Below are 26,929 nucleotides of genomic sequence, written 5' to 3'. Positions count from 1 at the left end.
CTGACTATCAATGGCAAGCAACACGGACGACCTGGGGTCGCGGGCCGACGACCCACGTGACGGGGCGAACTTCGACTACGTCTCGGACGACGTCGCCCGCCCGGCGCTCGTCGACGACCTCGAAGGACTGGTCGACGGCGACGTTCGCTTCGACACCTACACGAGGGAACTGTACGCGACCGACGCGTCCGCGTACGAACGGACGCCCATCGGCGTGGTGATGCCGACGTCGACCGACGACGTCGCCGCGGTGGTGCAGTACTGCGCTCGCCGTGAGATTCCCGTCCTCCCCCGCGGCGGCGGCACGTCGCTGGCGGGACAGACCGTGAACGAGGCGGTCGTCCTCGACTTCACGCGCTACATGGACTCGGTCGTGGACGTCGACCCCGACGCGGCGACGGCCCGGGCGGAGGCCGGGACGTACCTCGGCGACCTCAACCGCGAGTTGAAACCGCACGGGCTGAAGTTCGCGCCCGACCCCGCCTGGGGCGACAAGAGCGCGCTCGGCGGGGCCATCGGCAACAACTCCACCGGCGCGCACTCGCTGAAGTACGGCAAGACCGACTACTACATCGAGGAGTGTGAGGCCGTCCTCGCCGACGGGAGCGTCGAACGCTTCGGCGAGGTCGAGGTCGAGGAACTCCGCGCCCGCGCCGACCCCGACAGCGACGACATACTCCCCCGGGTGTACGCCCAGGTGGTCCGCATCCTCGACGAGGAGGCAGAGGAGGTCGAAGAGCGGTACCCCGAACTCAAGCGGAACGTCTCGGGGTACAACCTCGACATGCTCGTCGACGAGGCCCGAGGCGAGCGACGGACGCCCGACGACAAGGGACTCGACCCGGATGCGGAGGCGGGCACGGTCAACCTCGCCCGCCTGCTCGCGGGGAGCGAGGGGACGTTAGCCATCGTCACCGAGGCGACCGTCTCGCTCGAACCCATCCCGAACACGGCGAGCGTCGCCCTCCTCACCTACGACAGCGTCGTCGACGCGATGGAGGACGTCGCGCCCATCCTCGAACACGACCCGGCGGCCGTCGAGGTGATGGACGACGTCCTCCTCGACCTCGCCCGAGAGACCGCGGAGTTCCGCGGCGTCGTCGGGATGCTCCCCGAGGGGACGAGCGCCGTCTTGCTCGTGGAGTTCTACGCCGATGACGACCAGCACGGTAAAGAGCAGGTCGCAGACCTCATCGCCGACCGGGTCACCGACGGAGACAGCCAGGTCGAACCCTCCGTGGCTGCCGTGGAGACGACCGACAAGCCACACACGGCGGTCGGGTCGATGGAAGCTCACGACGCGGAGACGCGCGCGAAGTTCTGGAAGATGCGCAAGTCCGGCCTCCCCATCCTGCTCGGGCGGACCACGGACGAGAAGCACATCGCCTACATCGAGGACACCGCCATCCCCGCGGAGAACCTCCCGGCGTACGTCTCCGACTTCCAGGACATCCTCGAGAAGCACGACACGTTCGCGAGCTACTACGCCCACGCCGGCCCCGGGGTGTTGCACATCCGGCCGCTCGTCAACACCAAGACGGTCGAGGGGCTGGAGACGTTCGAGGCCATCGCGGACGAGGTGACGGACCTCGTCGTGAAGTACGGCGGCAGCGTCTCGGGCGAGCACGGCGACGGCCGCGCCCGGACCCAGTGGAACCGGAAGCTCTACGGCGACCACCTCTGGGGGGTGTTTCGGGACCTGAAGTCCGCGTACGACCCCGACTGGCTCCTCAACCCCGGAAACATCTGCGGCGACCACGACATGACCGAACACCTCCGGTTCTCCCCGGATTACGAGTTCGAGGAGGGGTTCGAGCCGTCGCTGAACTGGGACAACGACAACGGCTTCCAGGGGATGGCCGAACTCTGTCACGGCTGTGCGGGCTGTCGTGGGCCACAGGAGACGACCGGCGGCGTGATGTGTCCCACGTTCCGCGCGGCCGAAGAGGAGATACAGTCCACCCGCGGCCGGGCGAACATGCTCCGGCAGGCGATGTCCGGGTCGTTCGACGAGGAGGAGATGTTCACCGACGAGTTCGTCCACGAGGTGCTCGACCTCTGTATCGGCTGTAAGGGCTGTACCAAGGACTGTCCGAGCGAGGTCGACATGGCGAAGATGAAAGCCGAGGTGACCCACGAGTACCACCAGCGCAACGGTTCGAGTCTCAGAGACAGGATGTTCGCCAACATCGACAGCCTCTCCAGCGTGGGCAGTTCGCTCGCTCCGCTGTCGAACCTCGCGACGAAACTCCCGGGGTCGGGGTGGGTCATGGAGAAGACGCTGGGCATCGCCTCCGAGCGGACGCTGCCCTCGTTCGCCTCCCAGTCCCTGACCGAGTGGTTCGAGGCGCGCGGCGGGTCGACCGTCGACGAGAGCGAGGCGGTCCGTCGAGCCCTGCTCTTCCCCGACACCTACACCACCTACAACCACCCCGAAGCGGGGAAGGCCGCGGTGCGGGCGCTCGAAGCCGCCGGCGTCCACGTTCGGATTCCCGACGACGTCGCCGGCAGCGGTCGCCCGCCACACTCGAAGGGCTTCCTCGACAGGGCGCGCGCCGAGGCCGAGCAGAACGTCGAGACGCTGGTTCCGAACGTCGAAGCGGGCTGGGACGTCGTCGTCGTCGAACCGTCCGACGCCGTGATGTTCCAGTCGGACTACCTCGACTTGCTCTCGGGACCCGAGGTGGAGACGTTCGCCGCGAACAGCTACGGCGTGATGGAGTACGTCGACACGTTCGACCTGTTCGGCGACCGCGAGTTCCAGCGGAGGGAGGAGTCGCTGACGTACCACGGCCACTGCCACCAGAAGTCGACGAACAAGGACCACCACACCGTGTCGGTGCTGGGACGGGTCGGGTACGACGTCGACCCGCTCGACTCGACCTGCTGTGGGATGGCTGGCTCGTTCGGCTACGAGGCCGAACACTACTCGATGTCGAAGGCCATCGCCTCCATCCTCTACGACCAGGTGGACGCGAGCGACGGCGACACGGTGGTCGCGCCCGGCGCCTCCTGTCGGTCACAACTCGGCGACCACGAGGGCGAGGAGCCGCCCCACCCGGTCGAGAAGCTGGCGGCCGTCGTCGCCTGACTCGTGGCGGACGACGGCGGAGGCGACAGAGACGACGGCGATGACGTGAACGCGACGCCGGACGACGGTGTGGACACGGGCACGACGCCGGACGCGAACTCGTTCGAGACACCTGTCCGTCGCGGGAGCGTCGACCTCCGGACCCGCGACGGCGAAGCCGTCCACCACGACGAGGCGTTCGTTCGATACGAGCGGGAGGCGTTCGTCGTCAGCACCGACGGCTCGTTCGCGGGGGAGCGGACCGAGCGCTACCCGAAGTCGGTCGTCGCGTGGATACAGGTGCGACACCCGCGGCGGTAGTCGTCTCCCGGAGAGCGTCGGTCCGCGGCGACCGAACGCGACGACGACCGACGGACAGCCGACGACCTCAGAACAACCCCGTCGACTCCACGTGGTCGAACCGGACCGAGTCGCCGACGACGGCGCGCAGAGAGTCGGCGAGCGACGCGGTGTCGACGCCGTGGAGACGGACGCTTCGGGAGGGAGCCTCGCCACGCGTCTCGACCGTCAGTTTCGGCCGGGTGAACCGACCGCCGTCGTGGAGCGCGACGCGCGCGACGGTCTCCCAGGCGAGCCACGTGGTCGTGTCGGCGACGGCGAGCAGGCCGTCGAGGCCCTGCTCGTCGTACACCGTGTCGAGGGCCGCCGCCCGTCGGGTGTGTCTCCCGGTCGTGAGGCCGAACAGCGGCGTGAACGCCCCGCAGTCGAGCACGTAACAGCCCGCGGGTTCGAAGACGAACTCGTACAGTTGGAGCGGGACCGACCCCGCCATGCCGTAGTGGACGCGAACGCGAGCGGTGTCGGTCGCGCCGGCGTCGGTGTCTGTCACGTCCTCCTCCGTGTCGCGGCGCGGAAGAAGAAGAGTCCGCCGAGGACGAACAGGAAGCCACCGACGGGGTTCACCTCGGCGACGACGAACGCGCCGACGGCGACGCCCGCGACGGCGAGGGCGACCACCAGCGTCCGTGTCTCCGTCTCGGCGCGTCCGTGGAGTTCCGCGAGGTAGGTGGTACACATGAGGGTGAGAGCGAGGACGAACACGGGCGTCCGCGTCCACGTCGGAGCGAACGCCCTGACGAGGACGACGACGCCCAGTCCGCCGAGGTAAATCGGGTACCGGCGGGCGGCGAGGGAGGCGAACAGCCGTTCGACCGTACCGGCGGCACGGTCTTCCCTCTCGGTCACGAGAGCCACCCGCGGTCGACTTCGGCTCCGTGGAAACCCTCGGCGCCGCGTCGTTTCGCGCGGAGGCTCACCGCGACCGTGTACGTCTGCACGACGAGGTAGCCGAGCCAGAGCACGTAGCCACCGGGGGCGCTTCCGACGATTTCGGGGGCCGTCGCGAAGACGGCGACGCCGAAGTCCCGCGCGAGCGTCCGTCCGACGAGGAGCGTGCTGAAGTAGCCGAAGAAGCCCGTCGCCCACCACATCGCCACGACGCGGATCCAACCGGGCTGGAGGTGAGCGGGGAGCCGGGTGGTGTTGATGACGAGCGTGAGCGCGATGTAGGGCCACATCATCACGCCCGACATCGCCGCGCCGACGACGAGCAGGAAGAACGGCTGCTCGAAGGGGAGGAGGATGATGACGACGCCCCAGAGGGTGAAGGCCGTGAGGGTGACGAGGAAGATGGTCGGCAGCGACCAGCCGGCCTGCCGGCCGTGGGTCTCGTAGACGATGTCGGCGCTGTTGCGGACGAACGACTCGACGATGGCGTACTCGGTGGTGAAGAGCGCGACGAACAGCACGAGCGGGACGAGCGCCGCGCCCGCCCCGGACAACTGGGGGACGACGACCTGGAGCCACATGTCGATGCCTTCGACGCTCGTCCCGGCCGCGAACTTCGCGGCGACCGTCATCAACACCGTCGCCACGACGAGCAGGCCGACGACGAACGTCAGGAGGTGTTCGAGCTGGACGACCCGCCACCACCCCCGCCAGCGGAGGAGGTTCTCCTCCGTCGGCTCGAACGTGAACCCGTCTTCCTGAACGGGCTCGGGTTCGTCGCCGATGAGCGGGTTCTTCAGCCGACCCTGGTAGTTGCCCATGCCGTAGCCCTTCTCGCGGACCCACAGCGACTGCGAGAGGTTGAGGTAGCCGCCCGCGCCGGCGAACGCGAGGCCGCCGAGGAAGACCGCGAGGTCCGTCCCCGCGGGAATCGTCCCGAGAGAGAGGGCGCCGGCCGGGAGGTTCGCGAGCTGGTCCGTCGACCCGGTCACGACCGCGAGCGCGACCGCACAGAGGACCGAGACGACGACGAGGACGAACTGGGCGCCCTCGACGACGTTGTACATGACGGGCGAAAGCTGGTAGGAGACGAAGATGAGCAGCATGAGCCCGATACCGAGCGGTTTCCAGTCACCGATCCCGACGGCCCACGCCCCGACCTGCGCGGCGCCGGCCGCCCATCCGGGCCAGCCGAGGCTCACGAACCCCGCGAGCAGAAAGAACAGCGGCCAGAACCGACTCACGCGGTCGAACGCTCGGAAGACGCTCTCGCCCGTGGCGACGGTCCAGCGCTGGAGCTCCGTGTTGACGAAGAACTGGGTGAGGACGCCGATCCAGAACGCCCAGTAGAGCGCCCACCCGCCCTGCGCGATGAGGATGGGCCAGAAGACCGTCTCGCCGCTCCCGAGACTCGCCCCGAGCATGATGGCCGAGGGGCCGACGACGTGGCTCAGCTTCGGTACGCGGGGGAGATCGAGGAGCTTGAACGACCCGCCCTCGCCGCGGTCGGGGTACTCGTCCGCGTCGGGTGCCTCGGTGAGGTCGTCGTACGGCATCGGCATGTACGACGTTCCGCGGTACTGGCGGCCTTCGACCTCGGACGCGTAGACGTCGGGCTCGTCGTCGTCGGCGGCGTCGCCGGGCGGTTCTCGTGAGTCCATAGCACCGTCTGTGGTGTCGCTACGACACCTCAACCGGGCCGTGCGAGCGACATAAATCTGTACGTCTCGGCCCCCTCTCGTCTGTGGGTATCGGGACCGATTGCCCTCGACGCTGTCCTCCGGTCGGCCGGTACCCGGCCGCCGCAGTCCGCTCAGTCCCCGCCGAGGTAGTGCCAGATGTGCCCGCGCTCCTTCGGCGGGTCGACACCGGGGAGTTCGCGCAGCGCGGGCTGTATCGCGTTCCACCACCCCTCCGCCGACTCGAACTCCGCGCGGTGCTCGGGGAAGACGTCGCGCAGGAAGTCCGCTTTCTTCGCCTCCGGATGCTCGCTCAGGTAGTCGTACGCCGCGAGGAGGGCCCGTCGACGCCGTTCGAGAATCTCCCCGGTGCCCGGCAGTTCGGCGTCGTGGGCCGCGTCCGTGACCGCGTGACTGCGGGACGGGTCGGGCGCCTCCGCGTCGTCGCCTTCGATCGGTATCCACCAGACACGACTGCGCGCGCCGACCTTCCGCGTTCGGACGACGCCCCGGTCGGTGAGTTCGCCCAGCTTGTTGTGCGCCGTCCGCCGCGAACAGTCGAGCGCGTCGGCGACGTCGCCGGCCGTCACTGGACGGGCACGGTCCTCGCGTGCCTCGAACACCGCGAGCGCCTCCTCCGGCGGGATGCGGTCGGCGAACTGGCCGTGCTCGTTCCTGTCTCGGTTCCCGGGGGAGCCATCTCGTACGCGTACTGTGGCGTCGCTCGTCATAAACCTGTATTCACGTGTGAACCGACGACCGACGCCCGGACTGCCGACGACCCGGTGCACTCTCGTCGGACGGGGCGTCGACGAGAGCGGACGTTACGTTCGTCCCTGCGGAACGCGGCTCGTCGGGCACTCGCTGTCGATGAGACCGTCCTAACGACCGCTCGTCACGACGTGTCATTTACTCATCTGTTCGTCGGTGAGGAACGACAAGCGTTTTTATATTTAAATATTCGAACTATTTATATATGTGGTTCCACATACTGACCGATGGCACAGGGAATGAGGTAAAGTCCCCTTGCGTGGTACGAACGTACGCCGGGGTGCCTCTGACCAGTCGACCACCGGAATCACCCGGCTTCCGGACGGACGAGAATCGTCCGAACGGTCGGCACTCTTGAACGCGGTGGAGATGCCCATCCCGCCGCGTTCGAACGGGGGGAGAGACGCCTTGCGGGGACCTCCCTTTGTCCGACGAACTCACGGCGAGCCGTCGCGTTCGACGGCTGTCCGAACCGCGTTCTCGACCGCCTCACGTCCGACCAGTGACAGGTGTGAGCGACAGCCACAGTCCGAGGAACCGAACCCGCCCAGCGGGCCCGGGGGGAGCCTCCGCGCCACCGCACACTCGACCGCCCGCTCGGGCACGAGATGTGCGGCGACGAACGACGTCTCGGGCCGTGTCGTGAGGGCGTCGACGTGCCAGTGGACGGTATCGCCCTCCCCGCCGAGTTTCCGTCGGTGTCGTTCGGTACGACCGAACCCTCCGGGGCCGAGCGCGCTCCCCACGTACGCGTAGTCGCCCGCGGGGAACGTGCAGGCGCCGAGCGCGCCCACCTCGACGCGTGCGGACGAGGCGAGTTCGAAGACGAGGACGTACGTTCCGCCGACTCCCGGGTCGTCGACGACGCGCGCGAGTTCGTCGTCGGGCCCGACGCGGACCACGCGTGAGTTCGGGACCGCCTCGTTCGCGTCCTCCGGCATCTCAGGCGGGGGTCGCAGCCTCGCTGGTGGCGCGCCCGGCGAGGTCGTCGAACAGCGCCGCCGCGTCCTCGGTGAGCGGGTACACGTCGTGGTAGTCGTCGGGGTCGCGGTCGCGCCCGCTGGCGACGCCGACGGCCCAGGCGATTTCGTCGTAGCGGTCGCGGACGAGCGAACTGACGACGTCGGGCGCTCCGGCGCGCTCTGCGACCTCCTCGGCGGCGGAGCGACCGGCGTAGACCCGGCCCTGTCGTCGGTCGACGAGGACCACCGCGAACGGCGTCTCGCCGAACTGTGCGCGGAGGAGTTCCTGGGCCGTCTCGTCGTACCACGAGACGGTCGCGACGCCGCGGAGTCGACGGAGCGTGCGCGCCGTGAGAGAGCAGTAGGGACACTCGCCGTCGTACACGAGCACCGCATCGTGCTGCGACTGAGTCATGGCGGCGCTAGGGACGAGGCGACCAAAACCCTGCTGGCGTTCGAACCGCGGTGACCAGAACCGTTAGGGCCGACGCCTCCCCAGAGGAGGCGTGGACGACCTCATCGAGTGGCTCCGGAACCGGCCCTGGTACCAGGGACAGATCCGCGAGCAGCGGCGCGTCCCCGGCCGCGACCCCTCCTTTTCGGCTGTCGACCTCGAACCGCGGCTCGAATCGGCGCTCTCGAAGGCGGGGATCGACCGCCTGTACGACCACCAGGCGCGGGCCATCGACGCCGTCCGCGGCGGGAAGAACGTCGTGCTCGCCACCCAGACGGCGTCGGGCAAGAGCCTCGCGTACACCGTCCCGGCGTTCGAGAAGGCGATGGACCACGGCGGCCGCACCCTCTATCTCGGCCCGCAGAACGCGCTCGTCGCCGACCAGACCGAGACGCTGTCGGACCTCGCACACGGCCTCGGGTTCGGCTCGCGCGTCTCCGTCGACCAGTACACCGGACGGCTCTCCAAGTCCGAAAAGCGAGAGGTCCGCGACCGGATGCCGACGTTCCTGCTCTCGAACCCCGACATGGTTCATTATGCCTTGCTCCCGCACGCCGGCCGACTGTGGGAGTGGTTCTTCTCCGCTCTGGAACTGGTCGTCGTCGACGAGGTCCACCAGTACCGCGGCGTCTTCGGGAGCCACGTCGCGCTCGTCCTCCGCCGACTGGCCCGGACCTGCGAGCAGTTCGGGTCGTCCCCCCAGTTCGTCTGCTGTTCGGCGACCATCGGCAACCCCGTCGAGCACGCCGCGCGGGTGACCGGTCGGCCCGAGGGAACGTACGAACTCGTCGACGAGGACACGTCGGGGACCGGCCCGCGCCACTGGCTCTTTTGGAACCCGCCGGAGTACGAGGGCGAGGAGGGGAGCGGTCGACGGCGGTCGTCGCACGTCGAGACGAAGAACCTCCTCGTCGACCTCGTCTCGAAGGGGTACCAGACGCTCGCGTTCACCCGAGCGCGACAGACGGCCGAGCGGTACGCCACCGAAACCGCCTCGGAACTCAGAGAGCGCGGCGAGCACGAGGTGGCGGGGCAGGTGGCGGCGTACCAGGCGGCGCTCACCCACGACCGCCGCCGGCGTCTCGAAGCCGACCTCCACGCGGGCGAACTCAGGGGCGTGTGGTCGACGAACGCCCTGGAAGTGGGCGTCGACGTCGGCGGCCTCGACGCGGTGGTGCTCGACGGCTACCCGGGCACCCGGATGTCGACCCACCAGCGCGCGGGACGGGCGGGCCGCGGCGACGACCCCGCGCTCGTCGTGCTGGTGGGCGGGGAGGACCAACTCGACCAGTACCTGATGAGCAGCCCCGGCGACTTCTTCGACGGCGACCCCGAGAAGGCGGTGACCGACCCCGAGAACGACTACCTCCTCCCCAGCCACGTCGCCTGCGCCGCCGCGGAGCGGTGGCTCTCGCCGGAGGATGAGGAGGTGTTCGGCGAGTCGTTTCCGGACGTCGTCGCCGACCTGACCGAGGAAGGGACGCTAGAGCGACGAGGGACGCCGCAGGGGATGCGATGGATCCACGCGGGAGGCGGAAGCCCCCAGCACGAGATGAGCCTCCGGACCATCGCCGACCGCGAGGTCGACCTCCTCGACTCGCGCTCGAACGAAGTCGTCGCCTCCCTGGCGTTCGACGACGCCCTCCGGGACGCGCACCCGGGCGCCATCTACCACCACCAGGGGACGACGTACGAGGTGTCGGAACTCGACCTCGACCGCGACGTCGCCACCCTCGAACGGACGTGGGCGGACTACTACACCCGCGTCTTGCACGACAAACAGGTGACGGTCGAGCGCGACCTCACCTCGAAGCCGCTCAGCGCCAGACCGGACACGGAGGTGCGCTTCGCGGAGATAACGATGCGGAAGCAGATCACGGGCTACGAGCGGCGCGACGCCCGTCGGGGGTCGACACTCGGTCGGGAGTCGCTCGACCTCCCCGAGACGACGCTTCGAACCAGGGCGCTGTACTTCACCGTCCCGCTCGACGTCGAAGAGGAGATGCGCGAACTCGGGGTGAGACGGGGTTCAACGGCGGTATCCACGCCGCCGAGCACGGGATGATATCGCTGTTCCCCCTCCACCTCCTCTGTGACCGCGCGGACATCGGCGGCCTGTCGACGCCTTACCATCCGCACACCGACCGGTCGACGATATTCGTCTACGACGGCCACCCCGGCGGCGTCGGCCTCACCGAGAGCGGCTACGAGTCGGTGGAGGAACTCATGACGCGGACGGCCCGACTCGTCGACGACTGTGCCTGTCACGACGGCTGCCCGGCCTGCGTGCAGTCGCCACACTGCGGCAACGCGAACGAACCGTTGACGAAGGAGACGGCGGTTCTCCTCTTGGAGTCGCTGACGGGGTCACGGTAGCCCGAGGCGCCGAGTCACGGGTGCCCGGCCTCACCGGGAGGGTAAGCAGGAACGGTTCTCGAACACGTAGACGTCGTTGTCGCGGTCGACGAGTTCGAATCCGAGGTCGGCGAGTCGGTCGACGCCCGTCTCGGCCGTCTCGTCGCCCATCGCGTGGAACTCGACGACGAGCAGGTCGACGTGGGCGCGGAGGACGTCGCCCTCGTGGGCGAGGAGGTCGTGTTCGGCACCCTCGACGTCGGCGACGACGGCGACCCGGTCGAGCGCGTACGCCGCGCAGAGGTTGGCGAGCGAGACGGCGGGGACGCTGTCGGCGTCGAGCGAGGAGCGCTCGGCGCGGATGGAGTTCTGGGTGAACCGCTCCTGGCGGTAGAACGTGACCAGGTCGCCGACGGGGGCGTAGGCCGCGGGGCGAACGACGAACCCCGCGCCGTTCGCCTCGCGGGTCGCTTCGAGGACCGGGCGGACCGCCCGGTCCGCCTCGACGACCACGTGCGTCCGGCCGGGAGCGAGCAGTCGGTCGATGCGGCAGGCGACGTAGCCCATCCCGCCGCCGAGTTCGACGACGTCGCAGTCGCGGCCGGCGAGGTGTTTCTCGACCAATCGGGCCTCGGGCGTCTCGTACTCGCCGCGGACGAGCCACGAGCGGACCTGGTCGTCGAAGTGGGGGTGGTCGACCCGCAGGCGGACGCCGTCGTGGACGACGCTCTTTTCGCCTCGCGACGCGCGGAACCGATACGAGAGGACGTTGCGTGCCCGGGTCAGATGGTTCGAGAGATACGTCCGGGCCGCGGTGAGGGTGGCGCGTGGCCCGTCGTGGGCCGTCTTCGTGACGACGCGAAGCGGGAGCGAGCGAACGTTCATCGAATCTGACTCGTCTCCGGCCGGCGTAGGTATGTGGTGAGTAACGGCGGTAGGCGGGGCCTACGACGGGACTTCTCGATTCCTCACTGCGTCGGGGCGCTCCGCGCGCTGGTGGGCGTCTCCGAGCCGAACCGGGTGGAAGGGGCCGGGGTGGTCCGGACCTCGAACCGGGCCCCGCCCGTCTCGCTCTCGGTGGCCGAGACCACCCAGCCGTGTGCCTCGACGATGGTGCGGACGATGGCGAGGCCGAACCCCGTCCCGGCGTTCGTCGTCGAGAAGCCGTGTGAGAACACCGTCTCGCGTTCGTCGGGGGAATCCCGACGCCGTCGTCGGCGACGAAGAACCCCTCGGCGTCGTCGAGGCGGCCGACGGTGACGTTCGCCTCGCCCCCGCCGTGTTCCACCGCGTTCGAGAAGAGGTTCTCCAGCGCCTGTCGCAACCGCTCTCGGTCCGCCTGGACCGTCCCGAGGTCGTCGCCCGTCGACAGCGTCGCGTCCGCCGTGTCGACGGTGTCCCACGCCACGCGAACCACGGCGGCGAGGGAAACCGCCTCCGTCTCGCCGACGGTCTGTCCCTGCCGCGCGAGTTCCAAGAGCCCCTCGATGAGGCGTTCGATACGGTCGAGCGCCCCATCGACGCGCGCGAAGTGCTCGTCAGCCCCGGTCTCGTGGGCGAGTTCGAGATAGCCCTGTGCGACGCCGAGAGGGTTCCGGACGTCGTGTGAGACCACGGAGGCGAACTCGTCGAGCCGGTCGTTCTGCCGTTCGAGTTCGAGTTCGTGACGCTTCCGGCTGGTGATGTCGCGGACGATACAGACCACCCCGTGGCCGCTGTCGGCGTCGACCGCGAGCCGCGACGCCGAGAACAACACGGGGACCGACTCGCCCGTCGCCGTCACCACGCGGGCCTCACCGTTCCGTTCGAGCGGGACGTCCGCGCCGTCGAACGGGCGGGTCCCGTCCGCGAACAGGTCGCCGACCGGCCGGCCGACGATACCCTCGCGCGGGCGGCCGACCAGCGCCGTCGCGGCGGGGTTGACCCGCTCGACAGTCCCGTCCTGGGCGACGACGAGCAGCGCCTCGCCCATCGAGTCGAGCACGTCGTCGAGGAAGCACGTCGTCTCGATGAGCCGACCGATGCTCCGGTCGCTCGCCCGGACGACGAGCAGGACGAAGACCGCCCCGAGGAAGAACACGGCTCCCGTCACAGGTATCAGCGCCGCCGTGTCGCCGACGCCGACGAGGACGACAGCGCCGAGGTAGCCCAGCACGAAAAAGAGCATCAGTCCGAACAGCAGTCGCCACGTCCGCTCGACGCCGTGGCCGCCGAGCGACTGGAGGAGCCACCGAGTGCGGACCGCCGAGTAACCCATGACGACAGCGCCGGCGAGGAGCAGGGCGACTGTCGCCACGGCCAGGGCGTCGAGACCCGCAACGTCGAGGAGGTCTGACTGGAGGACGGTCGCTCCCCACGCCGACGTGTTCCCGCTGCCCGGACGAAGCCCGCTCACACGCGGCGGCTTCGTCCGTCGCAACTTAAGCGGTGGTGTGCGAATATCATCGGTGAGAGCGGTCGACGACGCCGACGCCCGCGCGCACGCGTTCCAACAAGTATTTTAGGCCGGCCTAAATCATTGCGGGCATGAGTCGAGAGATCTGTGTCGTCGTGCCGACCATTCGCGAGTACGAGTGCATCCGGGCGTACGTCGAGAACGCCCGGTCACACGGGTTCGAGACCGACCGTCTCTTCTTCGTACTCGTGACGGAGGACTTCTGCGACAGCGCGGCGATGCGGGAGATGCTGTCTGACCTCGGCGTCGACGGGGAGGTGTTCGACGGGAGTAGACGCGAGGCGTGGTTCGAGGCCCACGACGTCTCGGAGTTCTCACACCTCGTCCCGGCGGCGAGCCACGCCCAGACGAGTTTCGGGCTGTTGTACCTGTGGGCGAACGACTTCGAGTACGGCTTCTTCATCGACGACGACACGCTCCCCCACGCGGAGTGGGACTTCTTCGGCCGCCACATGGCGAACCTCGCGTTCGAGGGCGAGACGGAGTCGGTGCGGTCGGACGAGCGCTGGGTGAACGTGCTGTATCAGGCGTTCGACGAGCACGGCCTCTACCCCCGCGGCTACCCCTACGCCGCGATGGACGAGAGCGTCGAGACCGGCGTGAAGGACGTAGAGCACGTCGTCGCCTCGCAGGGGCTGTGGACCAACGTCCCCGACCTGGACGCGGTCCGCATCCTGATGGACGGCGACCTCCGGGGACAGGCGCAGACCCGGACGACGAGAGAGCACTTCACGAACGACTTCGTCGCCGACGAGGGGCAGTACCTCACGGTGTGCTCGATGAATCTCGCCTTCCGCCGCGAAGTCGTCCCCGCCTTCTACCAGCTTCCGATGGACGACAACGCCTGGGACGTCGGCCGGTTCGACGACATCTGGTCGGGGGTCTTCCTGAAGCGCGCGGCCGACCTGCTCGGCCACGACGTGGTTTCGGGCTTCCCGCTCTGTGAGCACAACAAGGCGCCCCGGCCGACGTTCGACGACCTGAACAACGAGGTTCCCGGCCTCGAACTCAACGAACACCTCTGGGAGTACGTCGACGAGGTCGGCGCCGGGTCGGAGACGTACGCCGAGGCCTTCCGCGCGATGGCCGACCGCCTCGCCGAGGGCGACTTCTCCGACCTGAACAACGGCGCGTTCCTCACCCACTGCGGCGAGTACATGCGTGACTGGCTCGACTGCCTCGACGCGCTGACGCCCGTCGACCCCCAGCCGGTCCCCGCGGACGACTGAGACGGTCCGTCGTGACTGTGACCCCCGGTCGTCGCCGTCTCCGGGGACAGCGGCGGCCGGTACCGGCTCACGACAGCGTTCGTGACGAACGACACGAACCGGTAGGTATTTACGTTTTAGGCAGGCCTAAATCAACGTATGAGCGACGATTCTGACGCGGCCAGCAGCCGGCGTCGATTCCTCGCGGCCGCCTCGACCGTCGGCGTCGCGTCGGTCGCCGGCTGTAACGGACTGCTCGGTGGAAATACGACCAGCGGAGAGGGGACCGGGACGGAGAGCGGCAGCAACGAGGGCGGCACCGCCAGCAGCAGTGACGGCGGCGGTACCGTCGGACAGATCGGCTCCGGACGGTCCCCGTTCGGCGACCGCCAGCTCTCCGGCGGCGTCTCGATGAGCGAGATGCCCGACCTCTCGGGCGAACTCACCCTCTACTCCGGTCGCGGCGAGGCCCTCGTCGGCGAACTCATCAGTTTCATCGAGGACCTATACCCCGACTTTACCGTTCGCCCCCGCTACAACTCCGCGGCGGACCTCGTGAATCAGATCCAGACCGAGGGACAGAACTCCCCGGCCGACGCCTTCTTCTCGGTGAACGCCGGCGCGCTCGGCGCGCTGAAGGACGCCGGACGGACCGTCGAACTCCCCCAGGAGGTGCTCGACATGGTCCGCGCGGAGTTCCACGACCCCGACGGGCAGTGGGTCGGGACCTCCGGTCGCGCCCGGACCGTCCCGTACAACACCGACACGTTCTCCGAGTCGGACATCCCCGACGACATCTTCGCCTTCCCCGACACCGAGGCCTTCGAGGGCTCCATCGGCTGGGCGCCGACGTACTCGTCGTTCCAGGCGTTCATCACCGCGATGCGAGTCCTCAACGGGGAAGAGGAGACGAGAGCCTGGTTGGAGGGAATGCAGGAACTCGGCGTGCAGGAGTTCTCCGACGAGTTCCTCGTCTCGCAAGCGGTCGCCGACGGTGAGATAGACGCCGGCTTCGCGAACCACTACTACATCCAGCGCGTCCTCGCCGGCCGACCGAACGCCCCCATCGCGACGGCGTTCACCGAGGGCGACGCGGGCGCTATCTTCAACGTCGCCGGCGCGCTCGTGCTCGACACCGCCGAGGACCGGACGCTCGCGTCGAACTTCGTCCGGCACCTCCTCTCGGCGGAGGCGCAGGACTACTTCGCACGGACGACGTTCGAGTACCCGCTCGTCCCCGGAGTCGACCCCATCGGGGAGTTACCGAGTATCGACGAATTGAACCCCCCCCAGGGGTTAGACCTGACACAACTCTCCGACCTCGAAGGCACCGTCCGACTGCTGCGGGACACCGGGGTGCTGTGAGGACAGGACGAAACCATGGCGACAGACCAGGGAACCACACCGGAGACGGCTGACGACCCGCTCCCCCTCGGCCTCACGGTCGCGGCGGCGGGCGTGGCAGCAGCCGTGCTCTTGCCCCTGGTCTGGCTCTTTCGGACGGCGCTCGGCGTCGGAACGACCGAGGCGGTCGCGCTCCTCGCCCGCCCGACGACCCTCGAAGTGTTCGTCAACAGCGCGTTGTTGGTCGCCGGGGTCACGGGCGCGTCGATTCTGCTGGGGGTCCCGCTGGCGTACCTCACCGTCCGGACGGACCTCCCGTTCGCGCGCTTCTGGACGGTCGTCGTCTCGCTTCCCCTGGTGATTCCGAGCTACATCGGCGCGTTCGCGTTCGTCTCGGCCTTTGGACCGAGAGGCGCGTTCCAGCGCCTCCTCGCGCCGCTGGGTGTGGAGTCGCTGCCCGAGATATACGGCTTTCACGGCGCCGTGTTGGTTCTCACGCTGTACACCTACCCGTACGTGTACATCACGACGCGGGCGGCGCTGAAGTCGCTCGACACGACGCTCATCGACGCCGCACGCACCCTGCGGCACGACCGACGCGAGGCGTTCCGCCACGTCACCCTCCCTCACATCCGCCCGGCGGTCGCCGCGGGCGCACTGCTGGTGGCGCTGTACACCCTCTCGGACTTCGGCACCCCCGCCATCATGCAGTTCGACGCCTTCACTCGGGTGATTTACGTGGAGTTCAACGCCTTCGGGCGCGACACGGCGACGCTGCTCTCGCTCCAACTCGTGGGACTGACGGTGTTCATCCTCGCGCTGGAGTCGAAAGTCAGCGGGGACGAGCGCACGGCGGCCGGCGGCCGGTCGAGCGACGTCGTCCCGCTGGGTCGGTGGAAACTCCCAGCGCTCTGTCTCTGTGCGGGCGTGGCCGGCCTCGCGCTCGTCGTCCCGCTGGGCATCCTGCTCACGTGGCTCGGCGACACCTCGGGAATCGGGCAGGGGCTCGCGTTCCGCGCCGAGTACGCGCTGAACTCGGTCGGGGTTTCGGCCGCCGCGGCGCTCGTGGCGACGCTCGCCGGCCTGCCGGTGGCGTACCTCGCCGCGAAGCGCGACTCGATTGTCGGAACGCTCGCCGAGCGAGCGACCTACGTCGGCTACGCGGTGCCCGGCGTCGTCCTCGGCCTCGCCTTGGTGTTCCTCGGAACCACCGTGGCGACGCCCATCTACCAGACCACCTTCCTCTTGGTGTTCGCGTACGTCGTCCGCTTCTTACCGCAGGCGGTGGGGTCGCTCCGGGCGTCCTTCCTCCGAGTGGACCCCGCGCTCCCCGAGGCCGCGAGGACGCTCGGACGGACGCCCGTCGGCGCGTTCCGCTCGGTGACGCTCCCGCTCGTCGCTCCCGGGCTACTGGGCGGGGCAGCGCTCGTCTTCTTGACGACGATGAAGGAACTCCCGGCGACGCTCCTGCTCAGGCCGTCGGGGTTCAAGACGCTCGTCGTCCACATCTGGACCGCCTACGCGTCCGGATACTTCGGTCAGGCCGCGGTCCCCGCGCTGATCCTCCTCGGCGTGTCGGGGCTGTCGATGCTGGTCATCCTCTCACAGGAGGGATACGATGTCAGATAGTGTACTCTCGAACTCGAACTCGAACTCGAACCTGGACTCGAACCGCGACGGGCGGGAACTGAACGCACAGGACGCGGGCGCAGAGACGCCCGTGCTGACGCTCGAAGACCTCTCGAAACGCTACGGCTCCGAGCCCGTCATCGAGGACCTGTCGCTGTCGGTCACCGAGGGCGAAATCCTGACCCTCCTCGGACCCTCGGGCTGTGGCAAGACCACCACCCTGCGGCTCATCGCGGGGCTGGACCGCCCCGACTCCGGGACGATTCGCCTCAACGGCGAACCCGTCTCGGGCGAGGGCTCGTTCGTCGCGCCCGAAGAGCGCGGCGTCGGCGTCGTCTTCCAGGAGTTCGCGCTCTTTCCCCACCTCACGGCCGCCGAGAACGTCGCGTTCGGGCTTCAGGACCTCTCGGCCGAAGAGACCGACCGGCGCGTCGAGGGGCTCCTCGACCTCGTGGGGCTCGAAGCGCAGGCCGACTCGTACCCGGACGAACTGTCTGGCGGTCAGCAACAGCGCGTCGCACTCGCGCGGTCGCTCGCGCCCGAACCCGAGATTCTGCTCCTCGACGAGCCGTTCTCGAATCTCGACGTCGACCTCCGCGTGGCGATGCGCGAGGAGGTCCGCGACATCATCAAGGAGGCGGGCGTCACCGCCATCTCCGTCACGCACGACCAGGAGGAGGCGATGAGTATCTCGGATCGAGTCGCCGTGGTGAACGACGGCCGCATCGAACAGATCGGCGAACCCGAGAACGTCTTCCAGCACCCCGAGTCGCGCTTTGTCGCCGGCTTCCTGGGCTACGCCTCGTTCATCCCCGGCCGCGTCCGGGGAGACGTCGTCGAAACCGACGTCGGAGCCGTCCCCCGCGGACAGATCCACGGCCTCGCCCCCGAGTACGACGACACCTGCATCGACATCCTCGTCCGCCCCGACGACGTCTACGCGAAACCGATTCCCGTCGCCGACGGCGACGGTGCCGTCATCGAAGCGGACGGGAGTGACCGCGACGGCGACGGGCGTGTCGGCAACGCCGAGGTGAAGGCGAAGCGCTACCTCGGGCCGACCATCCTCTACGAGGTGGCGCTCGACGACGGGACCCGGGTCCAGTGTATGCACAACCACGACGAACAGGTCGCCCTCGACTCGCGCGTCGACCTGACCCTCCAGGCCGACCACGAACTCGCGTGGTTCCCCTGTGAGCAGCGCCCCGCCATCGAGAACCGCGAGGACCAACTCCGCCACGGCGCCGACGACTGACCGACTGTGGATTCGGACTCGGACTCGGACTCGGACTCGGTTCCTGCGAGCTTCGCCGGACGGAGCCGTCGCTGGTTTCGAGACCTGCACCCGCTCGACGCCGTCGCCGTCGTCCTCGCCGCGGCGGTCGGCGTCCTCGTCTTCGCCGTCGCGACGGACCTCTTCGCGTACCACTCGGTGAACGACGACGAGGGCGTCTACCTCCTGCAGGCGGCGATGCTCCTCGACGGGAAGCTCTTCTTGTCACCGCTCCCCGAACTCGCCGACCTCGTCCATCCGTGGTTCTTCGTCGAGAAGTCGACGCCGACCGGGCCGCTGCTGTATCCGAAGTACGCGCCCGTCCCGGCGGCGATGTTCGCGGTCGGCACAGCACTCGGAGAGCCGCGACTCACGCTCGGGGCCGTCGCCGCCGGGTCCGGGTACCTGCTGTACCTGCTCGGTCGCCACGTGGCCGACCGCCCGACCGGACTCGTCGCCGTCTGTCTCCTGGTGACGGCTCCGCTCTTTTTGCTCTCCTCGGCCGTGTTCCTCCCTTACGCGCCCACGACGCTGTGGAACCTCGCGTTCGCCGTCGCGTATCTCCGTGCCGTCCAGCGGGACTCCCTCCCGTACGCCGTCGCCGCGGGCCTCGCCATCGGCGTCGCGTTCTTCGCCCGGCCCTACACCGCCGTGGTGTTCGCCGCACCGTTCGTCGCGCACACGCTGTGGCGACTGTGGACGGGCGTCCGGGGAGAGCGCGCTCTGCGCGAGCGCGTCGAATCGACGGTCGCCATCGCGCTCCCGGGGCTGTGCTTCGTCGCCCTCACGCTGGCGTACAACGCCGTCGTGACCGGTTCGCCGACGACGTTCCCGTACGAGGCGTTCGCCCCGCGCGACGGCCTCGGGTTCGGCGAGCGGGAGATTCTGGGCTACACCGAGACGTACACCCCCGAACTCGCGTTCGAGTCGACGACGGAGGCGCTCTCCCTGTTCTTCACGACGTTCGCACCGCTGGGTGTGCTCGGCGGTCTGCTCGCGCTCGCCGGCGTGTGGGTCGCGTTTCGCTCACCCCGCGTCGACCGGGAGGCGAGCGCGCTCCTCGCCGGTCTCTCTCTCTCCGTCGTGCTCGGCAACGCCTACTTCTGGGGGACGCTCAACGGCCTCCGGAACGACCTCATCGACCTCCTGGGGCCGTTCTACCACTTCGACCTCCTCGTCCCCGTGTCGCTGTTCGCCGCCGTCGGTCTCGTCACGCTCGCCCGTCGCCTCCACGCGGCGGTCTCCACCCGCCTCAACCCCGTCCTCGCCCGCACGGTCCTCGCGCTCCTCCTCGTCTCTGCGGCCCCCGTCGTCGTGAGCGCGGAGCAGGCGGCGCTGTCGGGACCCTGGGAGGAGAACCGCCAGCGCACCGAGAGCCTCGCGGCGACCTACGACCCGTTTCGAACCCACCAGTTCGAGAACGCGCTCGTCTACACGCCCGACCCGTACGGCGACTGGCAGCAACACCCGTTCCAGTATCTCCGCAACGACCCCGGTTTCGACGGAAACGCGCTCTACGTCCTCGACGAGGGGCCCGACGCCGACGTCCGCGCGCTCGACGCGACGAACCGGACGCCGTACCGGTTTACGTATCGAGGCGAGTGGACCGGCGCCGTCACTCCCGTCGAGTCGGAACTGACACGACTCCGGGTCCTGGAGGGCGAGCGCATCTCGGCCGTCTCGCGCTTCGGCGCGCCCGTCGAGGCGACGGCCGCCTCGATTCGAATCGAGACCGAGTCGGACGCCGCCCGCTACCGCGTCGAGTCCGTGAGTAGCGAGGTCCGGGTCGAGTGGGACCTCACCCCGGCGGGCGCCGCGGTGACGAACCACCGACAGGCAGCGGGCCCGTCGCGGGTACCGCTACCGGACGGGGCGAGCGAAGTCGACATCGTCGTCCGCTTCGCCACCGTCGGAGGGGCGTCCGTCACCTACCGACAGGAGGCGACGGTCGACTCGGGGGGACCCTCCGCGTCCTCTGGCCGCCCGAGACGCGGGTGTGTCGGCTCCGACCTGAGTGTGGGACGGAAGGAACGTGGGTCGGTCCCGACGGCGAGTACCTCACCGGCGTCTCCGTCGAGACGGAGGCGCGGGTGGTCGAGCAGGCGTCCTGAGCGGGGCTTCACCCCGAACGACCCGAGTCGTGTGGGGCGAGAGCAAACCACATGTCGGCGGGTCTCGTAGGGGCCCCATGCACATCCATCCGGTCCGGACGGGGACGATCCGGCTGAAACGCCGGTACGTCGCCACGCGGTGGCGACGCCGACCGCTTCGACTCCTCGACGCCGTCCTCGACCGCCGGTGGACCGAACCGCTTCCCATCTACGCCTGGCTCGTCGACCACCCCGAGGGCCCCATCGTCGTCGACGCGGGCGCGACGGTGGCCTGCTACGACCGGTCGCGGCGCGGTCGACTCGCCCGACAGGTCGACCGACGCACCGAGTGGTTCGACGTCGCTCCGGAGGAGGAAATCGGTCCGCAACTCCGGTCGATGGGCGTCGAACCGGACGACGTCCGCTGGGTGGTACAGACGCACCTCGCGCCCGACCACGCCGACGGCGTGCCGTACTTCCGGAACGCCGAAGTCGTCGTCGCGCGGCGGGAGTGGGAGGCGTCCGACGAGTCCGGGACGTGGCCGTCGTGGGTCCGTCGTCACCTCGTCGACTACGACGGTCCCTTCGAATCGTTCCCCGAGAGTCACGTCCTCACGGAGGGAATCGTCGTGGTCGCCACGCCGGGTCCCACGCCCGGTCACCAGTCCGTGATCTGCCTCAACGACGAGTGTGCGGCGTTCATCGCCGGCGACGCGACGTTCACGCAGGCGGGACTGCTGACGGGGACGGTCGGCGGGGGCGTCTCCGACTACGAGGCGGCCGAGACGTCCGTCGAGCGCATCCGCGCGTTCGCCGCCGAGACGCCGACGGTCTACCTCCCCTCGCACGACCCCGAGGCGCCACACCGCCTCCGTCGGCGTGAACCGGTCCCGCTCGCACGCACCGGAGACGCGCCGATGGACGCGCCGCCGGCCTGACCTGTCGCTCGCCCGCCCCGCGGCGACCACAACGACTACCTCGCGCGCTTCGAATACCCACCCATGCCCGAGTACGTCTGTGAACACTGCGGCGAGTCCGCGAGCTTCGAACGGCAGTCAGTCACCGTCTGGGAGGGCGAGATGCCCGTCGGCAACGCGCTCGTTCTGACCTGCTCCGAGTGCGGCGTCCTCCAGGAGGTGCTGTCGGCACCGACCGGGAACTGACGCTCGACAGCGGTCGGGCGTGGGGCCGCCTTCTTGTCAGTGCGTCTCGTACCGGGGGCCGTGCCCGGGCCAGTGTTCCTCGCCGGCGGCCGCGTCTCCCTCCGCCCCATCGAGGAGGCGGACCTCGACTTCCTCCACGAACACATCAACGACGCGCGGGTCTGGCGTTCGCTCGCCGAGTCGCTGCCGCGCAATCGTGACCAGGAACGCGAGTGGTTCGAGGCGGTCGTCTGCGACGACGAGTCGGTACACCTCCTCGTGACCGCGGATTCGACTCCGCTCGGAACCGTCGGCCTCGACCCGGTCGACTGGGCGGACGGGTCGGCGGAACTCGGCTACTGGGTCGCGCCGGACCACCAGGGGCAGGGGTACGGCACCGAAGCGGTCGAACTCGTGGTCGGGTACGCCTTCGACCAGTTGGGGCTCCGCAGGCTCTCGGCGCGGGTCATGGCGTTCAACGAGCCCTCCGTCCGACTCCTCGAACGGGTCGGGTTCGTCCGCGAGGGGACCCGCCGCGAGACGGCTTTCGTCGACGGCGAGTACCACGACACCTACTGGTACGGACTGTTAGAAGCCGAGTGGCGCGACCGAGACTAAGGCTCGCGCCGCCAGACGATGCCCTGGGCGTTGTCGAGTTCGACTTCCTCTCCCTCCCGGACGTCGGGTGCCGCGAGCGCAACCTCCCAGCCGTCGGTCGGAATCGAGGGCATCTCCTCGCGCAGGAGTTCGGGCGACACCTCGACAGGAACGCCCTCCATGTTCGCCGCGAACAGCAGTTGCTCGTCGCCGGTTGGCGAGACGCGGAAGCCGTAGTACAGCACCGTCCCCTCCGTGGGGTGGCGGTAGCCGTAGTACTCCTCGCCCTCGAAGTCGACATCCCCTCGCAGCCAGGGCCGTTCCTGACGGAACCGGCGTACAGCGAGGTCGAAGGCGGTGCGCTCGTCGTCCTGAGAGTCGTGCCAGTGGGCGAGGTTGGCGAAGTCGTGGATGTCCTGCATCCACGCGTAGGCGTACTCCTCTAAGTCTTCGGCGGAGAGGTCGTCACCGAGCGGTTGGTCCATCGCCGACAGCATGTCGGCCATCACGTCGAGGTCGTAATCGGTCGATTTGACGGCTGCCGAGAGCGCGTTCATGAACGTCAGGAGTTCCGCTCTGTCCGCGAAGCCGAGGTCCTTGATACGCCGGAAGTGTTCGGGACGCTGGAACTGTTCGTCGTGCACCTGCCAGTAGATGAACTTCGACTCGTCGGAGACGACCTTCACGTTCCAAATCGAATCCGTATCGCGGATGAACCCCCACGGGGCGCGCATGTTGGCGTGGACGAAGTCCATCGGCACCCCGGGGGCGAAGCAGTAGAAGAACATCGACGACGCGGGGTTGTTGTACGCCGCGTCGAGCGTCTCGGGGTAGTCCTCACCCAGATAGGGGTTGACCGGCGACTGGTTGAACTCGACCGTGGGGTCGATCTGCGTCCCCCGCCTGATGGTGTCGTGGTTCGCCACGCCCGTCAGCCACTGACTGCCGAACTCACAGACCTCCTTGACGCGCCACCACTTCGTCGCCCAGAACGTCAAGAGCGCGGGCGTGTTGTGCGCGAAGGTGATGGGCGACCACTGGAACGAGTGGGGGTGCTGGTCGATCAGTGCGCGATACGAGGAGGCGAGTTCCCAGTCCTCACGGGGCCACGGCCGGCCGTCCTCGTATATCATCCACGGACGGTACTCGGTGCCCGCCACCTCCTGGGTGACGCGGTCCATCTCCGCGAGGAACTCGTCGTCGTGGACGTTCTCTTCGAGTTCGAGGTCGTAGTACGTGAAGTCCTGCGCGCCGTCGACGCGGATGCCGTCGGCGCCGTAGTCCATCCGGCGGCGCTGCAGTTCGAGGAGAATAGCACGGACGGTCGGATGCTGGTAGTGGAGGTGCTTGCCGTACATCCCCGGTCCCTCGAAGTAGCGGTCGTTCAGGAGTTCGGCGCCGCGGTTGTCGGCGTGCCCGAGCGCGACGTCGAACACGACCTTGATGGGTTCGGGTTGGTTGTGACACGCGGCGATGAAGTCGACGAGTTCGTCGGGGCGTCCGGTCTCTAACACCCCCGGGTTCGTCGCCGAGTACGCCGAGACGACGATGTCGTAGCCCCAGTTTATCATGTCGGGACGGTCGAGTCCCACGGTGAGGCCTTCCTCGTCTCCTCCCTGCTCGCGCCAGTAGTCTTCGAACTCCCGGTTCTCGGTGAGCGGTTCGACGGGCATCAACTGGATACCGTCGTAGCCGACGAAGTTGCGTTCGGCGGGCGTGAGGTCCTCGCCGGCTTCGAGTTTGTCGCCGATGGACTCGTACTGGCGGGCCAGGCCGCCGAGGGTTCCGTCTCCCGTGGCGGTTCCCGGGTGGATTTCGACCATCGCGTTCGCGGGGTCGACGCGGGGGAGGCCGTCGTCCTCGCTCGTCGAGACGCGCTCTTCTTCCGTACCGAGTTGCTCGAAGTACTCGCGGTCCGCGCGCGAGACGTCGAGCGACTCCCAGTCGTACAGTTCGGGGGGCGCGAACGCGCCGAACGGCGTCGAGTACGCGAGCGGGTCGGTGAGCGTCTCCTCCCCCTCGTCGGTCTCGTAGACGAGGCGGTAGAACGCGCCGAACTTGTCGCGGGTGCCCGCGCGGACGTTCTCGACGGCGACCCAGTGGTACTCGCCGGCCCGTTCGACGGGCAGGCGGTCGCGGTGCAAGTCGACTTCGAGCCCACCCTCGTCGGCGGCCTCGTAGTCGAGTTTCTCTGTAGGCGTCAGCAGTTCGAGGGCGACGTCCTCCACGGAGACGCCCTCGTCGAGGAGTTCTGGCGTCCAGAAGCCGAACGTCGCGACGCCACTGTCAGGGTCGTAGTGGGCACCCAGGCGCGTGACGAGTTCCTTCGCGGCCGCGAAGTCGTCGTCGTGCTCGGCGACGCGTGCCTCGTGCCACTCGACGAGGTCCGCCGTCGCCGCGTCGTCGCGGGTGGGTTGGGTGTACGTGACCTGACTCATCGCTCCTCCAGCACCGCGACGCTCTCGACCTCGACCGTGCCCTCGTCGACGACGCGCTCGCCGCTGACGAGGTTCGTCCCGTCGACGTCGGCGTCGATTTCGACGTACCCCGGCGCGTCGCCGAAGTTGAGGACGACGACGACCGATTGGCCCTTCGACTCGCGGCGGAACGCCGTCACCCGGTCGGAGTCTGCCTCGTAGTCGATGCGGTCGATGCCGCCTCTGAAGTCGAGCGCCGGCGTCTCCGAGCGCATCTCGATGAGGTGGCGGTAGTGTTCCTGTATCTCCTCGCGCGCGTGGTCCCACGCGAGCGCGTCGCGGCGGCCGCGCTGGCCGAGTTCCTGCCCGCCGTACAGCATCGGCACGCCGGGGAGAGTGAAGAGCGCGCCCGCGCTCGCAAAGGCGGCCTCGTCGCCGCACTCGACGATGTAGCGCGTCTCGTCGTGGTTCTCCTGGTAGAGCATGAACGACGCGTGGTCGGGGAAGCCAACCTGGGTCCGCTGCTCGATGGCGTCGAGGATGGCGTCGGCGGACTGGTGGCCGTTACCGACCTGTCTGAGCGTGAAGTACAGCGTCGTGTCGAAGTGCATGTCGAACATCCCCTCGTGGAAGTCCGGGATGTAGGGGATGGTCTCGTCTAAGAGGAGGAAGTCGGGGTCCTGAGACTTGACGCGGTCGCGTAGCTCCTGCCAGAAGGTGAAGGGGACGGCCCACGCCATGTCACAGCGGAAGCCGTCGACCACCTCGAACCACTGCTGGACCGCGTCCAGAAGGTAGCGGCGGACCTCCAGGTTGTGGTAGTCGAAGTTGGCGATGTACTCCCAGTCGAAGTACGTGCCCGGTTCGCCGTTCTCCTGCCACTCGTACCAGTCGTAGTACTCGGAATCGGGGTTCTTGTACGCGTCCTGGAAGAACGGATGCTGCCGCGCCGAGTGGTTCAACACGAGGTCGAACAGCACCTTCATGCCGTGGTCGTGGGCGGTGTCGACGAACTCCTGGTACGCCTCCATGTCACCGAGGTCCTCGGCGATGTCGTAGAAGTCGACGATGTTGTAGCCGTGGGGCGCGTGGTCGTTCTCCAACACGGGCGTGAGCCAGAGGCAGTCGACGCCGAGGTCCTGGAGGTAATCGAGGCGCTTCTCGATGGCCTCGAACGTGTTCGCGGCCTCGTCGTCGTCGGAGGCAAAACCGCGGACGTATATCTCGTAGAGGGTGACGTCCTTCGACCACTCCGGCGGCTCGTACAGCCGGCCGGTCTCGACCTGTTTCGTCCCGCTCTCGGCGGCGACCCCACCGTCAGACCGAATCTGCCGTGCTCCCGCACGTGGTGCGTGACCCCCGTCGGTACGCACGCCCTCGCCGAAGTCGACGGTGGTTCCCTTCACGCGAATCTCGATGGCGTCCGCGACGGAGTACTCCGAGTCGATGGAGACGGCGTGGACGCGCGTCTTCTCCTCGAAGGCGTCCACCGGCAGCGTGAGCGTCCAGCCGTCGACGTCGACCTTCGAGCGGTCGACCGGCCAGCGGTCGTCGACGAGGAACTCGACGTCGAGGGCCTCCCGCGGGGTGGTGCTGTTCGGATTGGGCTGAGGGTCGGCCTCGACGACGACGGTGTCGCCCTCGACGCGACCGCTGAGGCGGATGCGCGGGCGGCCGCCGCCGGTACCCTCGCGCTTGGGGCCGAGTGCCCCGCTGCCGGAGCCAGAGACGCCGGACATCCCCGACATCCCGGAGACGCCCGAGACGCCGGACACTCCCGACACTCCCGACATCCCGGAGACGCCCGACTGTCCCGAGGAGCCTGCGCCGCGTCCTCCCGGGGCGAGTTCGCCGGGGAACACGCGGACGGTGAGTTCGTCGACGCCGAGCGGCCCCGTGAGTTCGAGGACGAACGTCCCCGCCGCGTCGGGGGTGAAGTCGACGACGGGGTCGTCGCCGAGCGAGAGTTGACTCGAGACCGGCGCGCTCTTGACGCGCCAGGTGTACTCCGCTTCGGGGTCTGGGTCACGCGGAGCGACCTGTACCGTTTCGCCGACGGCCATGAACTGGGGCGGACCTGGGTGGTTCATACCGGCTAGTGCAGAGACCAGCCACTTTGGTTTTGCGAAAACGACGAATCATTGACTACAGGTGTAGTGGATAGTGTGGTAATGTTTATGTGCGTGGGGAGACGCACTCTCGTTCAACGCTGTGCCACAGGACTCTCCGGTTCGG

The 26,929-nt window shown here is 68.5% G+C and carries 20 protein-coding genes and 2 pseudogenes; 11 read left to right on the top strand and 11 right to left on the bottom strand.

The window, feature by feature from the left end; all coding sequences use genetic code 11:
- Window positions 1–10 precede the first annotated feature (10 nt).
- Window positions 11–3,091 carry an FAD-binding and (Fe-S)-binding domain-containing protein gene (locus tag C2R22_RS10985; protein WP_103425795.1) on the top strand — a complete coding sequence of 1,027 codons (3,081 nt, stop codon included), beginning with the start codon at window positions 11–13 and terminating at the stop codon, window positions 3,089–3,091.
- Window positions 3,092–3,094: 3 nt separating this feature from the next.
- Window positions 3,095–3,391: a hypothetical protein gene (locus tag C2R22_RS10980; protein WP_103425794.1), complete on the top strand. Its 297-nt coding sequence runs from the start codon at window positions 3,095–3,097 to the stop codon at window positions 3,389–3,391.
- A gap of 67 nt (window positions 3,392–3,458) precedes the next feature.
- Here the strand turns inward: C2R22_RS10980 and C2R22_RS10975 are convergent, their stop codons facing one another.
- The 6 genes from C2R22_RS10975 to C2R22_RS10950 form a co-directional block, all read right to left on the bottom strand.
- The gene (locus C2R22_RS10975) at window positions 3,459–3,920 is read right to left on the bottom strand and encodes a hypothetical protein (RefSeq protein ID WP_103425793.1); all 462 of its coding nucleotides are present in this window, start codon (window positions 3,918–3,920) and stop codon (window positions 3,459–3,461) included.
- Window positions 3,917–4,276 carry a hypothetical protein gene (locus C2R22_RS10970; protein WP_162562461.1) on the bottom strand — a complete coding sequence of 120 codons (360 nt, stop codon included), beginning with the start codon at window positions 4,274–4,276 and terminating at the stop codon, window positions 3,917–3,919. Before C2R22_RS10970 ends, C2R22_RS10975 begins: the two co-directional genes overlap by 4 nt.
- Window positions 4,273–5,979, bottom strand: coding sequence for an Nramp family divalent metal transporter (locus tag C2R22_RS10965; protein ID WP_103425791.1), 1,707 nt, complete (start codon window positions 5,977–5,979; stop codon window positions 4,273–4,275). Before C2R22_RS10965 ends, C2R22_RS10970 begins: the two co-directional genes overlap by 4 nt.
- A gap of 152 nt (window positions 5,980–6,131) precedes the next feature.
- A complete protein-coding gene (locus C2R22_RS10960; RefSeq protein WP_103425790.1) occupies window positions 6,132–6,728 on the bottom strand; it encodes a winged helix-turn-helix domain-containing protein in 597 nt (198 codons plus the stop codon).
- A gap of 477 nt (window positions 6,729–7,205) precedes the next feature.
- The gene (locus C2R22_RS10955) at window positions 7,206–7,709 is read right to left on the bottom strand and encodes a GIY-YIG nuclease family protein (protein ID WP_103425789.1); all 504 of its coding nucleotides are present in this window, start codon (window positions 7,707–7,709) and stop codon (window positions 7,206–7,208) included.
- A gap of 1 nt (window position 7,710) precedes the next feature.
- Entirely contained in the window at window positions 7,711–8,145 is a 435-nt protein-coding gene (locus C2R22_RS10950; RefSeq protein WP_103425788.1) for a DCC1-like thiol-disulfide oxidoreductase family protein, read from the bottom strand.
- 91 nt (window positions 8,146–8,236) lie between these two features.
- On the opposite strand from C2R22_RS10950, the pseudogene C2R22_RS10945 reads away from it, so the two are divergent.
- Window positions 8,237–10,560: pseudogene (locus tag C2R22_RS10945) on the top strand (DEAD/DEAH box helicase).
- Between the two features lie 30 nt (window positions 10,561–10,590).
- On the opposite strand, the gene C2R22_RS10940 reads toward C2R22_RS10945, so the two are convergent.
- The 3 genes and pseudogenes from C2R22_RS10940 to C2R22_RS27445 all read right to left on the bottom strand — a co-directional run.
- The gene (locus C2R22_RS10940) at window positions 10,591–11,424 is read right to left on the bottom strand and encodes an FkbM family methyltransferase (RefSeq protein ID WP_103425787.1); all 834 of its coding nucleotides are present in this window, start codon (window positions 11,422–11,424) and stop codon (window positions 10,591–10,593) included.
- A gap of 83 nt (window positions 11,425–11,507) precedes the next feature.
- Window positions 11,508–11,717 (bottom strand): sensor histidine kinase, encoded by a 210-nt coding sequence (locus C2R22_RS26305; protein WP_245902737.1) that lies wholly within the window; start codon window positions 11,715–11,717, stop codon window positions 11,508–11,510.
- Between the two features lie 89 nt (window positions 11,718–11,806).
- Window positions 11,807–12,511 (bottom strand): annotated as a pseudogene (locus C2R22_RS27445) (histidine kinase dimerization/phospho-acceptor domain-containing protein); the annotation flags it as partial.
- A gap of 554 nt (window positions 12,512–13,065) precedes the next feature.
- Here C2R22_RS27445 and C2R22_RS10930 point away from each other — a divergent pair.
- The 8 genes from C2R22_RS10930 (at window position 13,066) to C2R22_RS10900 (ending at window position 22,298) form a co-directional block, all read left to right on the top strand.
- Window positions 13,066–14,223: an alpha-1 4-glucan-protein synthase gene (locus C2R22_RS10930; protein WP_103425786.1), complete on the top strand. Its 1,158-nt coding sequence runs from the start codon at window positions 13,066–13,068 to the stop codon at window positions 14,221–14,223.
- A 138-nt stretch (window positions 14,224–14,361) separates the two neighbouring features.
- Window positions 14,362–15,567, top strand: coding sequence for an iron ABC transporter substrate-binding protein (locus tag C2R22_RS10925; protein WP_103425785.1), 1,206 nt, complete (start codon window positions 14,362–14,364; stop codon window positions 15,565–15,567).
- Window positions 15,568–15,582: 15 nt separating this feature from the next.
- Window positions 15,583–17,175 carry an ABC transporter permease gene (locus tag C2R22_RS10920; protein WP_103425784.1) on the top strand — a complete coding sequence of 531 codons (1,593 nt, stop codon included), beginning with the start codon at window positions 15,583–15,585 and terminating at the stop codon, window positions 17,173–17,175.
- On the top strand, window positions 17,165–18,430 hold the full coding sequence (locus C2R22_RS10915; RefSeq protein ID WP_103425783.1) for an ABC transporter ATP-binding protein: 1,266 nt from the start codon (window positions 17,165–17,167) through the stop codon (window positions 18,428–18,430). The genes C2R22_RS10920 and C2R22_RS10915 overlap by 11 nt, the downstream gene beginning before the upstream one ends.
- A 6-nt stretch (window positions 18,431–18,436) precedes the next feature.
- Window positions 18,437–20,629, top strand: a complete 2,193-nt coding sequence (locus C2R22_RS10910; protein ID WP_245902736.1) for a DUF7846 domain-containing protein — start codon at window positions 18,437–18,439, stop codon at window positions 20,627–20,629.
- A gap of 7 nt (window positions 20,630–20,636) precedes the next feature.
- Window positions 20,637–21,476, top strand: a complete 840-nt coding sequence (locus C2R22_RS10905; protein ID WP_103425782.1) for an N-acyl homoserine lactonase family protein — start codon at window positions 20,637–20,639, stop codon at window positions 21,474–21,476.
- Between the two features lie 63 nt (window positions 21,477–21,539).
- A complete protein-coding gene (locus C2R22_RS25040) occupies window positions 21,540–21,701 on the top strand; it encodes a hypothetical protein (RefSeq protein WP_162562460.1) in 162 nt (53 codons plus the stop codon).
- A 60-nt stretch (window positions 21,702–21,761) separates the two neighbouring features.
- A complete protein-coding gene (locus C2R22_RS10900; protein WP_103425781.1) occupies window positions 21,762–22,298 on the top strand; it encodes a GNAT family N-acetyltransferase in 537 nt (178 codons plus the stop codon).
- On the opposite strand, the gene gghA is transcribed toward C2R22_RS10900, so the two are convergent.
- Both gghA and malA read right to left on the bottom strand, forming a co-directional pair.
- The gene (gghA, locus tag C2R22_RS10895) at window positions 22,295–24,715 is read right to left on the bottom strand and encodes a glucosylglycerol hydrolase (RefSeq protein ID WP_103425780.1); all 2,421 of its coding nucleotides are present in this window, start codon (window positions 24,713–24,715) and stop codon (window positions 22,295–22,297) included. The genes C2R22_RS10900 and gghA overlap by 4 nt on opposite strands.
- The gene (gene malA, locus C2R22_RS10890) at window positions 24,712–26,784 is read right to left on the bottom strand and encodes an alpha-amylase MalA (RefSeq protein ID WP_245902735.1); all 2,073 of its coding nucleotides are present in this window, start codon (window positions 26,782–26,784) and stop codon (window positions 24,712–24,714) included. The genes gghA and malA overlap by 4 nt, the downstream gene beginning before the upstream one ends.
- Between the last annotated feature and the right edge of the window lie 145 nt (window positions 26,785–26,929).

It is taken from the genome of Salinigranum rubrum (genome assembly GCF_002906575.1).
GTDB classification, from domain to species: domain Archaea; phylum Halobacteriota; class Halobacteria; order Halobacteriales; family Haloferacaceae; genus Salinigranum; species Salinigranum rubrum.
This window is presented reverse-complemented; position numbering and strand designations above follow the sequence as displayed.

Bases quoted from the DNA above. Each gene is read 5' to 3' on its own strand.
- C2R22_RS10985 (WP_103425795.1), top strand. From the start codon at position 11: ATGGCAAGCAACACGGACGACCTGGGGTCGCGGGCCGACGACCCACGT.
- C2R22_RS10955 (WP_103425789.1), bottom strand. From the start codon at position 7,709: ATGCCGGAGGACGCGAACGAGGCGGTCCCGAACTCACGCGTGGTCCGC.
- C2R22_RS10915 (WP_103425783.1), top strand. From the start codon at position 17,165: ATGTCAGATAGTGTACTCTCGAACTCGAACTCGAACTCGAACCTGGAC.
- C2R22_RS10950 (WP_103425788.1), bottom strand. From the start codon at position 8,145: ATGACTCAGTCGCAGCACGATGCGGTGCTCGTGTACGACGGCGAGTGT.
- C2R22_RS25040 (WP_162562460.1), top strand. From the start codon at position 21,540: ATGCCCGAGTACGTCTGTGAACACTGCGGCGAGTCCGCGAGCTTCGAA.
- C2R22_RS10965 (WP_103425791.1), bottom strand. From the start codon at position 5,979: ATGGACTCACGAGAACCGCCCGGCGACGCCGCCGACGACGACGAGCCC.
- malA (WP_245902735.1), bottom strand. From the start codon at position 26,784: ATGAACCACCCAGGTCCGCCCCAGTTCATGGCCGTCGGCGAAACGGTA.
- gghA (WP_103425780.1), bottom strand. From the start codon at position 24,715: ATGAGTCAGGTCACGTACACCCAACCCACCCGCGACGACGCGGCGACG.
- C2R22_RS10905 (WP_103425782.1), top strand. From the start codon at position 20,637: ATGCACATCCATCCGGTCCGGACGGGGACGATCCGGCTGAAACGCCGG.
- C2R22_RS10925 (WP_103425785.1), top strand. From the start codon at position 14,362: ATGAGCGACGATTCTGACGCGGCCAGCAGCCGGCGTCGATTCCTCGCG.
- C2R22_RS10960 (WP_103425790.1), bottom strand. From the start codon at position 6,728: ATGACGAGCGACGCCACAGTACGCGTACGAGATGGCTCCCCCGGGAAC.
- C2R22_RS10940 (WP_103425787.1), bottom strand. From the start codon at position 11,424: ATGAACGTTCGCTCGCTCCCGCTTCGCGTCGTCACGAAGACGGCCCAC.
- C2R22_RS10920 (WP_103425784.1), top strand. From the start codon at position 15,583: ATGGCGACAGACCAGGGAACCACACCGGAGACGGCTGACGACCCGCTC.
- C2R22_RS10930 (WP_103425786.1), top strand. From the start codon at position 13,066: ATGAGTCGAGAGATCTGTGTCGTCGTGCCGACCATTCGCGAGTACGAG.